10 protein-coding genes are annotated in these 13,716 nt (G+C 35.5%); all 10 read right to left on the reverse strand.

Annotated elements, in window-relative coordinates:
* Window positions 1-319: 319 nt before the first annotated feature.
* The 10 genes from C7D53_RS14375 to C7D53_RS14425 all read right to left on the reverse strand — a co-directional run bounded on the left by C7D53_RS14375 (window position 320) and on the right by C7D53_RS14425 (window position 13,676).
* Window positions 320-1,657, reverse strand: a complete 1,338-nt coding sequence (locus C7D53_RS14375) for a hypothetical protein (RefSeq protein WP_106917144.1) — start codon at window positions 1,655-1,657, stop codon at window positions 320-322.
* Window positions 1,658-1,668: 11 nt separating this feature from the next.
* A complete protein-coding gene (locus C7D53_RS14380) occupies window positions 1,669-2,355 on the reverse strand; it encodes a hypothetical protein (RefSeq protein ID WP_162926181.1) in 687 nt (228 codons plus the stop codon).
* Between the two features lie 2 nt (window positions 2,356-2,357).
* Window positions 2,358-3,434, reverse strand: coding sequence for a LysM peptidoglycan-binding domain-containing protein (locus tag C7D53_RS14385; RefSeq protein WP_106917146.1), 1,077 nt, complete (start codon window positions 3,432-3,434; stop codon window positions 2,358-2,360).
* Window positions 3,435-3,440: 6 nt separating this feature from the next.
* Entirely contained in the window at window positions 3,441-5,609 is a 2,169-nt protein-coding gene (locus tag C7D53_RS14390) for a type VI secretion system Vgr family protein (RefSeq protein WP_106917147.1), read from the reverse strand.
* Window positions 5,610-5,807: 198 nt separating this feature from the next.
* A complete protein-coding gene (gene tssD / locus C7D53_RS14395; protein WP_106917148.1) occupies window positions 5,808-6,221 on the reverse strand; it encodes a type VI secretion system tube protein TssD in 414 nt (137 codons plus the stop codon).
* A gap of 355 nt (window positions 6,222-6,576) precedes the next feature.
* Window positions 6,577-7,440: a lytic transglycosylase domain-containing protein gene (locus C7D53_RS14400; RefSeq protein ID WP_106917149.1), complete on the reverse strand. Its 864-nt coding sequence runs from the start codon at window positions 7,438-7,440 to the stop codon at window positions 6,577-6,579.
* 75 nt (window positions 7,441-7,515) lie between these two features.
* Window positions 7,516-10,011 (reverse strand): ATP-dependent Clp protease ATP-binding subunit, encoded by a 2,496-nt coding sequence (locus tag C7D53_RS14405; protein WP_106917150.1) that lies wholly within the window; start codon window positions 10,009-10,011, stop codon window positions 7,516-7,518.
* 268 nt (window positions 10,012-10,279) lie between these two features.
* Complete coding sequence (locus C7D53_RS14410; RefSeq protein ID WP_106917151.1) at window positions 10,280-10,951, reverse strand: hypothetical protein; 672 nt, start codon at window positions 10,949-10,951, stop codon at window positions 10,280-10,282.
* Window positions 10,952-10,984: 33 nt separating this feature from the next.
* Complete coding sequence (locus tag C7D53_RS14415) at window positions 10,985-11,557, reverse strand: hypothetical protein (RefSeq protein WP_162926182.1); 573 nt, start codon at window positions 11,555-11,557, stop codon at window positions 10,985-10,987.
* Window positions 11,558-11,981: 424 nt separating this feature from the next.
* Window positions 11,982-13,676: a lipase family protein gene (locus C7D53_RS14425; RefSeq protein WP_106917154.1), complete on the reverse strand. Its 1,695-nt coding sequence runs from the start codon at window positions 13,674-13,676 to the stop codon at window positions 11,982-11,984.
* Window positions 13,677-13,716 lie beyond the last annotated feature (40 nt).

Here is a 13,716-nt window from a genome sequence, read left to right on the forward strand (position 1 = left end):
AAAGCTTTTGGGAGGAAATCTGAAAATTTGTAGTAGTTCTACGATTTCGTGTCGTAATTCTACGACAAAAGAGTTAAACAGGTGTATAATTCCTTATTAATAAATATTTTAACCATAATTAAAAATCAACAATAAAACATCAACTATAACACCAATAAGAGATATATTATACTTCAAAATTCTCTTTATAGCAATTTTAGACTCATAAAATTTTGGACTATCGGATCTTGAAAATTGATATAATTAAGGTATGATAAGCTGTTCTTTTATCCCTGATATTTTAAAGAAAATAAATGACGGATTTTGTATAATAATGTAACTAAGCATTCAATGCATTAACGGTTATGCTATTTGTAACGTCGTTTGCAAAATCTTCTGCTCCCACTCTTATCGCTCTTTCGGCAAAGAAACTACTGATAAATGGTGCTATTAAAGTAATTATCCCACCAGTAACTTTTCCTGAAGTTTCAATATTCGATCTTACATTGGCTTTAATGGAAGCTTTTCCATTTTCATTATGAATATTGGCTGCATTTCCAACATTCTTTTTATTTACCATTCCTCGCAAATTATTGCTCTTATTGGTTATCATCTCTTTCAATGCAGCGCCAAACTCACCGTTCTTCATTCTCGTTATCATTTCTTTAAGTTGGGGATTATTTTTAAGTGAATAAGAGCCTTGCCTTTCTGCTTCAGCCACTGCGGCATCGAACTTTGCAATATCACTTTTAGTAGCTTTATTTTGGTTCATTCTGTTTCTGATATTAGGAATATCTTTAGCATCCATGGCAACAGAATATGGATCCCAGCTATCCGTAGGCTGTAACAGACTTGTGGTATCTTCTACCGCTCCTTTTGCATTTTCATAGCTATTGTCACCCAATGCAGCATTAGTAGCTGTAGCTGTGTATGATGCGAAACGGTTTATAACAAAATATCCAACTGGCAAGAATGCCCCAAAAATGGCAGTTTGCTTCAATACAAATAAGGTTCTTGCTCCTCCTAAAAAGCCTCCTATGGGTAATGTAGTTCCCATACTATACCCAAATAGCACCCCCGCAATAAATCCTGAACCGATATTCACGGCCATTTCTATTCTGTTATTATTAGCAATATTTGCCGCTGCATTCATTGCTGAAGTACGACTGATAAAAGGAAGTAAAATTCCTCCCTCTTTGCATGCCAACATTGAATTTTTTGTCAATGCCAAGTACATATCTTTATTCCCAACTTGAGCACTATCAAAACGTACTGTAGTATGGTGCTTTTTCCACTGACTTTCCTGAAAACCAATCATCTCACTGCATGTAGGCGTCTGCATCATTTGCCAAATTCCATATCCAATGGCTGCAATGGCGAGGGCTCCTCCAACAATCCAGCCGGCAACAGGAACTGTTGCTGCTCCTCCTGCCAACAAAAGCATTCCTACTACAACTCCGCCTCCAAAGGCTGCAGTTCCGGCACCGGAGCTCCAACCGCTTTTACAGGTAAAATCATCAGATAACTTTTTATCTATTTTCACAAGAAAAACTCGATTTTGACTTCCTAGTTGTACAGACCTCATCTGTCTGTCATCACTCAATTTAAATTGCTTATAATTTGAGCTTAGTTGATTGGTACAAACTGCAAATACGTTTTCGGGTAAATAAACTGCCATTATTTAAAAAATTACTTATGATCAATATAGTATAGAAATCCTGTCATTAAAAGTATCATTACTAATACCGAAGTTCCTAAAATAAATAAGGTTACCTGCCAAGGCTTCATTTTATTTATTATGGAATACTTTATTTTCTCTCCTTTTGCAACATATACTCCAAAGTTGGGAATAATATTAGGTGCTGCTGCATTTTTCAATATTTTCTTATTAAAGTTTGTATCTATGTAAGGTTTGATATATTCAACAAATGCATCAAGCTGATCTATATCTTCTTGTGTAGAAAAAGGGGCTAACCCGGTGTCCCCAACCCTTATTTTTATTACATCATTTTTCGTCTTGATGGTTAAATATCTTAAACCTACATTTCCCATATTCTTTATCATCCGAATATCAGAAAATTTCACGTGGAAATTTTCTTTTCTAAACAACAGGTTAAGATCATCTCCTTGTATTTTTATGATCCATTCCTTATCTTTTATAAGATTTGATAATTGTTTTAAAATAATCATGCTTACTCCCAAAGCAAGGCCAGCACCCATAAGGAGAGGCATTAAAAAAGGAATTTTTGGGAAAAGAATATGACTTCCGTACAGAATTCCCAGCATAATAATAAGAGAAGGAAAAATTAATATTAAAGCCAGTCTAAGCTCTGTTTTCGCATCAAGTCCCTGGAACCTAAATTCTTTATTATTCATATTTATGGAGTGAAATTTTCTAACTTCTTTAACGTAAATATACATTCATTCTCAATATTATCAGAAATTTCTTCTTTTAAAACTACCCTAGCATTCTTGATGATTTTAGTTTCCATATCCATTTCTAATGTTGAGCGAAAAATAATTTTATAGGCTGTAAAATCATATTTTACAACTGCTCTATGAAGTTCATTATATCTTTCTTTAATTTCTTGTAGGAGTTGTTCAGACATTTCACATTCTGCGACTTTTCTGATGGATACAATTCCGTTTTTTTCTTCTACCGTATCGTATCTCAAACGCAATGGGATAACCAGCGGAGGAACAATAGTAGATACAAAATCAAAATTTACAGTTTCCCAGTTATTGTCTTTAAACAAATATTGATCAAAACAACAGAAGTAAAAAAAGTTTCTCCAATACTCTTCTTCATTTTCATTGGATAATGAGAATTGGTCATCCCCCATTTGCAACAATTCGGATACAGAACTTGGATTCATCTCTCCAATTTTCTTTATAAATGGCATGTTATAAAAATCTTTTTGTTTAAAGTCCTGCCAATTATTGTGAAGCTCTTTTCTATTCAATATTTCTTTCAATTTGCCCGATGTATTATCAAGACTAAAAAAAACATGATTTTTAATTTTATCTGTTGCTTCAATAAAATCAAAAGTTTCTTCAAGAAATTTAGGAGATATATCTTTATTATAGTCTTCTAATTTTACAAAGCCTGTTTCAATAGAAAGATTATGCTTAAGAAGATACTGAAATCTTTGTTCTACATAATGTACCAGATTATCATTAAATTTAGAAGTGTTGATCTGCTCACATCTATATCTTGCCTGCTGGGTAAATTCTAGCTCTCCGTTTCTGGCTTTTTGTATTTTTTTTTGTTTTATTGCATTTTTTTCTATCAGAAGATATTCAAGATGCGGTGGAAAATGTTCTTTTAAAATAATTTCAGTTATACCACAGTTTTGATTGTGAAATGTCTGCAATTCTTTTACATCCAATTCATATTTTTCTGCTATGGATTGTAGAGTATCTCCTTTTTTTATTTCATATTTTATAAACTCCATTCTTCATTAATTTATATCAACCTGTGTTCCTGTAATTGTTGTTTTTCCTTCAAATACTGCTGTAGCACCACATCCATTTATTTCTACCTTATCACTCTTTATATTGATTTTATCACCTGTAATTACAATCTCACTGGTTCCTACTTTTAGGGTGATTTTTTCAATCCCGGTTAGATCAATTACTCCTTTACTATCCATTTTAAACACACTGTTTTTTCCTCCCACTGCTACTTTATGGGTATTCCCCACATCTGAAATATGATCGCAGCCAACTTCCAGTTTTTTGTTGTTACCAATTTTGTCTGTTTTGTCATTTCCTACCGTCTTTGTACTGTCATTATTTGCATTATGGGTTACATTTCCTGCTCCATCAAAAAACATATTAGCTCCTCCCTGATCTTTAAGATTCATGGAACCTGCACCATTATCATATTTTAGTTCGGCTCCGCTTCTTCCGCTAAAGCTCATTATATTATTTCCGGCACCTCCTCCGGCTCCAATATTTCCATGAAACATACCTCCCATTACAAATGGACGGTCAGGATGCTGGTGTACAAAATTGATAATCACCTGATCCCCTACTTCAGGAATAGACATAAAACCACGGTTTTTATCTACCTTGTCACTGCTTCCTGCATCAGGAGACATTACACGGATAAATTCTGTGATATCAGGGCCGCTTTGCCAATCAAACTGTACCTGAACCCGCCCTTGATTTTGTGGATCTGTATTAGAAATTACTTTTGCAAACTGAGCTTCCGCTCTTGGTTGTTCAAATTCCGGCCGTGGAATAAATCCTGTATCTGCAGCAATCGCTTCAAATTTTCCATCATAATATCCTCGGGCATCTACTTCATGTGTAACCTCCATGATCATCAGCTTGGTAAAATAAGAGGTTTCATTACTGTCTGATTTACGCATTTCAATATCGGCTGTACATCCCGGATATAGGAAAGGTACAGTGGTTGTTCCTGAGGTAATAAATACCTCTGAAGCTTTACTTCCTGCTGTTCCTTTTTGGGAAGCATCAATATCCATAAAGGAGGTAGCTTTTATAGGAGCTACTCTTAGAGATGGAGTTGTAAAGGTTTTTTCTGAAATTTCGTAGGCACGTCTTGCAATATCTGATGTATGGTTGATTTTAGAACTTCCTGCAGTCAGTTTTTCATGCTTACTACTGTTGTAGCCATAAAAAGTTGGACTTACGTGTTGAGCTTTCATTTTGATTGCAATATCATTGACGCTGCTGCCGTAGGTTAGTTTTACAGGTTTTTCCTGAGGAGGAAGTTTTCCAAAGTGAAGAACCTCTCCATCATAGTAAAACTGCTCACCATAAGCTTCAGCCATTCGGGCAAGGTAATTATAATGGGTTTCTTCGTATTGTGAACTGTAGGAGACACTCCCATGCTGGGCGTCTATCCTGAAATCAAATTTATTTTGTCCCAGCCCTTCTCTGATCACGTGGTCAGCAATACTGTTCAGACTAACTGATTGACTTCCTCCAAAACTTTGGATATGAGGTGCTGCATCCAGAAGTACAGTAGGACTGTATCCCTTAAGAACTATATTTCCAAGGCTACCTTTTTCCTGACTGAATCCCACTTCTGTAACAACACCTACAAAGTTACGTTCAGCGCCTTTGTCAATATCTTTATACTTGAAGATCACAGTAATTCTCTTTCCAAGAAAATTTTGTGCTTCTTGTAAATTATGGTTTTCTGCTCTTCCCAATGTATCATGGGCCAATGTCAGGCTAAATTCATGATGTTTGGCTGCACTCTGTACCAGCTTAAAATGCTTGAAGTGTTTAATGATCTTCCCTTCAATCACCACATCCAATTTTACAACACGATTAATACCGGCGATAAAACTTTCAGGAATAGCTTCAGCATTATGTATTTTTGATGTGGGTTGCTTGGCCCATACTTTATTTTCAATGATATCCGGATTATTCGGAATGAAAGTTTGATTCATAAACATATTAGCTCCCTCTACAGCACTTACTCCCTGTTGGCCTGTTTTTGCTACTTTTTTAACTTTCTCGCCCACCTTATTCATTTTTCCTTCTGCTTTTTTGGCAACATTCTCATGAACTGTATTTTTCAACTGCTCTTTGCCAGCCGTCATATTATTCTTTGGGCTTTCTACTTTAATTGTTTTGTCATCCTGAAACATAGCGTTTTGTGTTTAAGTTAAATATTAAATAAACTGCTGATAGTACAGCCTATACAGAATCAAAAAATATAAGGTTACTCTCACGGTCTTTCTCTAAGACAAGAGTTCTTTACTCCCTACATGAAAAAACAGGACAGCATACTCTTGCGAGTGCGCTGTCCTGTACCAATTTTATTTTTACTAAGATGATGAATAGGCTTATTTACCTGATGAAGGCCACAGTCCAGCGTACTGAGAAGTACCGTAGTCAATTGTTTCAGCACTGATTACGAAGCTGATCAACATACTGTTGCTGTCAACTGCATCGAAATCTACTTCATGCTGAATGACATAACCGTTCTGCCAGTTCAAAGTGATTAATGTTCCCTCTTCGTGAGATTTGTTAAATACAATTTCTCCTACTGTAGGCTTATATTTTCCGTTTAGTAAGCTTTCAAGGATGTCAGATTTTTCAGTAGCTTCTACTGTAACCTTAATTAATGCATTGGAAGGATCTGATGCTACACGTCCTGATACGTCTGTAGATCTGGCTACGCTGTAGTTCATCTTTAATAATTTCTGTCCTTCTCCGTTGTTGAATTTTAAGATTCCTCTCGAATTTCTTTCTGCCATGATTTGTAAATTTTAATCGTTAATAATATTTTGTGATTCGGTGATTGTGTAGCAAATATAGAGGCTCTTTTTTGGTAAAAAAAACTTTTAAACATAAATCTGAAAAATTGTAGTAGTTCTACGACTTTTTGTAGTAATTCTACGACTCTGGATTTAACAATCAAACACAAACAATTAATAACAAACAGTTTACATATATTACAAAACACAAAAACAAAGACATATTTTCCACACTAAAGAGAAATATTATGACTTTTTAATAAAAATTAGCATGATTTAACAAACTAAAAAAGACATAAAAAAAAGCCGTCACTAAAAGTACGGCAATCATTATTTTTATATTCAAAGAGACTTCCTACTGAAAGCTATTTCCTTCTTTTATAGATCTTGTAAGGATCTTATGTTTTCTTAGAAGAAAATCGGGCATCAAATCTACAGGAAGATAGAATGAGCTTTCTCCTTTTTTCTGTAATTCTTCTGTGATTCCGGGATTCCATGCAAGAATTTCATTGACTTCTACATCAAGTTCATCTGCAATTACTTTCAGGCTAAATCCTGCATTGATTTCTGTTTCGGAAAGTGCTGCACTTGTTACCTTTCTGTTTCCTTCTTCAAAGAAAATTTTATTAATACGCGATGAGTTATAATTACTTAAAACGCTCTGAAGCTCCCCTGTTGCATAGCAGGCATTCAGATATTTTTTTACGTGATTAATTGTTTCTCCGGGAAGATATTGAGAAAACTCGTGATATTGTGAGGAACCTGCTGCCTGCATGGCTTTTGCAATATTTCCTTCACCACAATTATAGGCTGCCACTACGGTTACCCAGTTGTTATACTTTTTGTAAAGATTGGCCAGAGAAATAACAGCTGTTTTTGTACTTTTATAAACATCTGTACGGTTCTGTTCTGAAAGGCCATACTGATTGGCATGTGCCGTCATAAACTGCCAGATGCCTACTGCTCCCGCACCTGAGGTAATATTTCTGTTAAAGTGTGATTCAATCAGGGCAAGGTTTCTCAAATGTTTGGGAAGTCCTTTCTGGATGAGCAATTGTTCTATAAACTCAACAAGATCTTTATTGGAATTAATAATTCCCTGATATTTTTTCACACTGCTTTCCGAAGTATCTGATGCTGCAAGAAACTGTCCGTTTACTAAAACCACAGTTCCTAAAAGCATGACACCTGTAAAGATATTTTTGACAATAGTTTTCATCTTAAATGTATTAATAGCAAAAAAGTAAAAAAGGCTAAATAGCAAATGTGCCGGTCAGCCTTTTCATTTTATAATTTAGTCTACTTTCCAGCTTGGCTTTTCTTCATCCTTATTCCAATCTACATGAATGGTTTGTCCGGATTTTACTTCTTCTCTTACAATCATTTTAGAAATAGGTCTTGCCAGCTGTGCACGGATTACTCCGGAGATTTGTCTGGCTCCGTATTTACTGCTAAATCCTCCCAGAGCAAGATTTCTTACAGCGTCATCGGTGATCTTTAAGGTTATTCCTAGTCTTGTTAATGAAGTATGAAGTGATTTTAACTGGATGTTGAATATTCTTTCTGCAATAGATTCTGTGATAGGTGCAAAAGGAATAATCTCTGTAATTCTTGCCAGGAACTCAGGTCTGAATCGTCCTGAATTTGACATAATCTGCATCAATGAGGATGATTCCGGAATTTTACCTTCTTCAAACTGTTTTACGATTTCCTCGCTTCCGATATTGGAGGTGAATAAGATTAAAGCATTGCTGAAATCTCCTTCTTTTCCAAGCTTATCATGTACTTTTCCTTCGTCCATAATCTGAAGGAATACATCAAAAACGGAATGGTGAGCTTTTTCAATTTCATCAAACAGAACAACGGTATAAGGCTGTTGTCTGATCTTATTGACCAACATACCTCCTTCTTCGTAACCTACATATCCCGGAGGCGCACCGTATAATAAGGCGGCAGAGTGTTCTTCTTTAAATTCCGACATATCGAAACGAACCATTGCCTTTTCATCGTTGAATAATAATTCTGCCATTGATTTTGCAAGTTCGGTCTTTCCTGTTCCGGTAGGCCCTAACAGGAAGAATGAACCTATTGGCTGACCTGGTTTATTTAATCCGCTTCGGTTTTCAACAATGGCATCGGAAAGGATTTTCAATGCATGATCCTGTCCTACCACTCTATTTAAAAGAAGAGACTCCATATTCAGAAGTTTTTCTTTTTCCTGAGCCTGGATCTTTCCAATTGGAATATTGGTTTTGGCAGCCATTACTGCAGCCAGTTCCAGACGGTCTACTTTTTCTCTTTTTTTGGCAGCGTGTTCTAACAATTCGGCGTAGGTATCCTCAATAATTTGCTGAATCTGGTCTACGGGCATTGAGTTGTCAATAGCAGGCTGCTCACTTAGTGATCCCCATAAAATAGGGCTTATTTTGTCTCTCAATAAGTTATATGTCCAGATCAGTTCGTCTGCCTTATCTTTATTATCGAGAAATTCTTCTTGTAAAATAGCATCATAGCTTTCTTTCCAGCTTCCAAGTTCCTTTTCGGAGAGTTCGTCCAGCATTTTAATGGCAGCCATTGTTCTGTCTAGCAAGTCAATGGCAGCATCCGGTAATTTTTTACCTTTTGCATATCTTTTTGCCAAACGTACACATTCCGGAATGGCTGTTTTTTCTACTTCAATGCCGTGGTGCTTTTTGTACCCGTCAAGAAGAACGTCAATCATTTTAACGCAGGTCTTTTCATCCGGTTCATTAACGGTTAGCACTTCAAAACGACGGTTGAATGCCTGTTCCGGTTCTATAATTTTTCTATATTCTTCCTGGGTTGTAGCTCCAATTACGGTGATTTCACCTCTTGCCAATTCCGGCTTCAATAGATTGGCCACGTTTCCGATACTGCCCTTTGGATCTAAAAGCGTATGAATCTCATCAATAAAAAGAATTGCTTTTTCAATTTTCTTGCATTCATTGATTACTTTTTTCAGACGATCTTCTATTTCTCCTTTATATGAAGTTCCTGCCAGTAATGCACCTGTGTCCAGTTCTAAAAGGGTCCCGTTTTTAAGCATTTCCGGAACATTTCCTTTTGTAATTTCGATGGCAAAGCCTTCTACCAATGCTGTTTTTCCTACGCCAGGCTCTCCAATGATGATTACGTTGGGTTTACTTCTACGGCAAAGGATTTCAACCAGCATTCTTAGTTCTTTATCTCTACCTATTATGTTTTCCAGACTTCCGTTTCTTGCCTGTGCTGTTCTGTCTACACAATAGCTTTTAATGGATGGAAATGATGAATCTGTAAAGTCTGATCCATTTGAAAATAATGAGGCAAAGTCACCATTTTCTGAAACGGCAAAAGGGGTATCTTTTCTGTACAGATTAAAGATATCATGTTCTCTTAAAGGAAGAGACTTCAGTTGTTGTAATGAAAAAACAACCTGAGGCTTTACAATGGCTGTAAGGATACAGATAGGGGTAACCTCATCCAGTCCCAGTTTTAAGCGGATATCATCTGCTTCTTCTATAAGGATATCTACCGCATCATCCTGACCTACTTCATCGGGAAGGTGATTGGTTTTAGGATATTCTTCAATACGAACATCCGCCCATTCGTAGAAATAGCCGGGATCTTTATCTATATTTTTTAAAAATTCATTAAGACCAATATCTTTATGCATTAAGGCCTGCAGAATATGCGGACCTCCGTAGGTAGCATTATAATTTTCCTTCGCTATCGACTGAGCAATATGAAATAGCTGTTTTACTGTTTCGTTGGTTACTAGTACTCCCATTTATAATTTTTCTTATATTAATATATTTGCGTTCTGTTTATGATCTTATTCAGATTATTTGATGTTTGGAAACTCTACTTTTCATCATTGGTGATCTATGAATCAAAAGGGATTCTCTTTGTTTTGCTAAAATTAAATATTTTATTCTAAACGATATAAAGATAGTTAATTCTTCAATTAGAGAAGTAATAACGGTATTTTTTTATCTTAATCATCAATTTATCGACAAAAATAAAACACCAATTATTGCTTCCAGGGTATTATTTTTTTAAATATTTAAAAGATAGAGTAAGATCAGACTCAACCATTGAAGCCCAATGTAGATATAAAATAGCATGGCTGAGGGTTCTGCCAGCTCTTGAAGCTTTTCAATCAGGGTAGTTTTAATGATGTCATAGAAGTTGACATTTTCATCACCCAGATTCAGTTCATCAAATTTTACTTTTTTCAGAGCATAGCTGAGGATACGTTTAAGTATTTTGTTTTCTGAACTGTTCTTGAATTCATTCAAAAGCTTAACCTTGGCCAGAGCATAGTCTGCGCTTGTACGAACAACTATTGGCTGATTGGTTTTAAACTTATCAAGAATTTTATCTATGAAAGGAATCAATATTGTTTTTGAATGATCCTGTATTAGTCTGCTGATAATCCTTGACATTGCATATTTTGTAGCAAAAATGGCTGTACAAAAGGGGGCAATAATCATTAACAAATAGAAAAGACTGGCTGATACGGGCTTAGCCATTACTGTTGCTACCAAAAACGCAAGGGCACCACTATGTCCTAAAGACGAACCTAAACTGTTGGCCAAAAGATAAATTCCGAGCGTGAAAGTGATTACAGTAGAAAGAATCCCTATTGCATAGATTTTTAATAGACTGAAGATAAATACAGCAGATAGTTTTGAGAAATATTTTAAATGAGTCGTTATATTATTCATTGGCCATCATGGTTGTCTAATTCGGTAACTTGGTTATTTTTTTTCGTTTTCTTGATATAAGGCGAGGCATTTCTCCTCATAATCAAAACACAAGGCATCTCCAAATGTTTCCAGATAAGTAACGGGGAAAGTCATTTTTGTTTTAATAGTCGGCATTTTTTGTAATTTCCCGTGAGATACTCTATAAAAATTACCAACATACTCATTGGTGATAAGGTTTACCTTTGATTCTCCTTTTGCTTCGTCTCCGTAATCGAAGCTCAGGATATCATCAATTCTTCTCATTTGCACCAATCGCATTTTCTTTGCCTTGGCATCGTATTCAAAAACACATCTAAAGCCTGATCTGTCGAAATCATTCCAAAATTCAAATCCTTTTTTTGTAGGCTCCAATGTATTTCCGAAATTCAATTTCTGAATGACGCCACTTTGTATCTTTTTAAATTTCTGGGTAGATAAAAAGCAAATAAGGGTGCGCGTATCACTATCGATACGAATAGTATCTTTTATGGAGTCTCCGTCAAGATCCTTGATGATTTCACGGGTTGTTTGTCCAAAGGCCAAAGCTGACAGGCTCATAAAGAGCAAAAAATTTAATTTCTTCATTACGTTACTGATATTTAATCCCTTTTCATTTATGATTTACCATCAATATGTTTTCATTTTACTCTTACTCAAAGCCATGCGATCTTATTGAACAAAAGGATCATCTATTAAACCACTAATTCCTACATACCAGTAAAAAATATAGTAAATGATATACAGCAAAACCAGTGCGATAATGATTATTAAGATTTTTAAAAAAGCATTTTTAGTAATTTTATTATAGAGAAAATGACTTCCTGTTAAAATTAAGGAAACAGGAATTGAAAATATTATTCCAAATCTCAGTATAATATTTAAAACAGTCTTTATGTTAAATTGTACTTCGGGAATATCAATAAACAAGAAAAGCACTATTACAATATTAACGAATAAAAAAAGAATTAAAAATTCAATAAAAAATGATTTTAATAATCTCATTGTTGTCCTATTTTTTTTTATAACCAGGGTTTTTACCGGAACTGAAAGCATTCTTTAACCCCTCTTCTACCTGCGGCCAAAACTCAGTATGGCTTAAGCTGTGTGAAGCCATAGCCAAATAAGGAACGGTTCCCGGTCTTTTCATCATATCTGCAATTTCCCGTTCATCTTTTTCTGTCACCAAATCGGCATTGTATTTTTTCACAAGATCAATATAGACTTCAAGATTTTTTCTTAATATTTTAATCTGGGCATCTATTTGACCTGTAAAATACATTTCTGCTCCATGCAGGGCATAAGTTACATATTTTACTTTATTTGGCTTTACAAATTGACTCAGCAACCTCATCAATACTTCCTGAAGATTGTTATTTTGAACCGCTTTTGAGGTACTTGATATAAATCTGCTTGAAACCAGTTTTTTATTTCTTGTATGATAAGGGTCTTTAGTTGTAATATTCACATCTAAGATTGAAAGTCCGTTTGCCTGATGTACAGGTGTCCAGGAGGTAACTTCAATACTATCTGTAATACCAGCTTCAGCGGCAAAAACTTTAGCTAAAAAGTTGAGAATATAACTATCGGTAACTCCTGTTTTTATACTAAATAGATTATTAATGGCACCAATTCCTGATGCAAGGTCCAGATCTGCAAAAAATTCCGGTCTTCCATATCCTCCCGCACGGTTTCGACTATTTCTATTAAAAGTATCGTGACTTGTAAAGGTCCAGTGCTGGAAAATTTTCAATATATTGATAAATTGATCCATTTCCGTTGTCAGGTTTGGCTTGCTTGGCTTTATATTTTCAAGGTAATTAATGAACTCTGCCGTAAGTTGGTTAATTCCTGCTAAACCTGTAGCTGTTTCTCTCCAAAGTTGGGGCCCCTCGGTGTCATCATTAATCCATACATTCAATAAATGCTTAAATGCGGAAGTATCTACTGACTTTAGGGTATCCAATCCTGTCTGGAAGCTTTTCATTTGAAAGTTTCTCAGAAAAATTTCCAGGTTTACTAAGCTGAAATCGGCAATAAGCTGCTGGGTAAGGTCATATTCATTGTGTACATTGATGATCTTACATTCTTTATGCAGTTTGCTATGGTTAAGCTGGTGTTTCTTCTTGAAGAACGGAGTAGATAAATAGGTGATACTCTTCACTTTCCAGGGCTTAGGATATTTTACATCCGTTGCTATAAGCTCTGTAAATTGATTGATGACGTTTCCACCATGAGAATGCCCTATTAAATGAAGATGAACTTCCTGATTTTTCCAGAATTTGTATACTCTTAAAAATAAATCCAATAGCCTTTCTGCAGCAAGATTTCTTTCCTTTGTATCATTATCTCCTGACCAGCTGAAAAAGTCACCTTCAATATGGAGATCTAAAAATTGTGGCTTTATTTCTTTTATTTTATTCCAGAAATTATTCTGGCTGCTTCTCCAGTAGTTGGTGTTGGCCTGATGTTTCAGACCTGCAGTATTCACAGGATCGGTAGTTCCTGCTACAAACATTACAACATCAATGATTCTTTTTTCGGACTTGGGAGGGCTTTTGGGACCGCCATATTTTATACCGCCTGCTTCCCCTGTTTCGGTTACAGACTCTCCGGCATTGGTAATGATGTTTTCCTTGGAATACATGCTGTGCCCCTCCTGAGATATTTTGGTATATGTTCCTTTTACGATTCTCGTCCTACTCATAGCCGAATGATATTTTGATTTTCCTTAGCTTGTTGTTTTA

The sequence above is a fragment of the Chryseobacterium aurantiacum genome, assembly GCF_003020585.1.
Classification (GTDB): Bacteria; Bacteroidota; Bacteroidia; order Flavobacteriales; family Weeksellaceae; genus Chryseobacterium; species Chryseobacterium aurantiacum.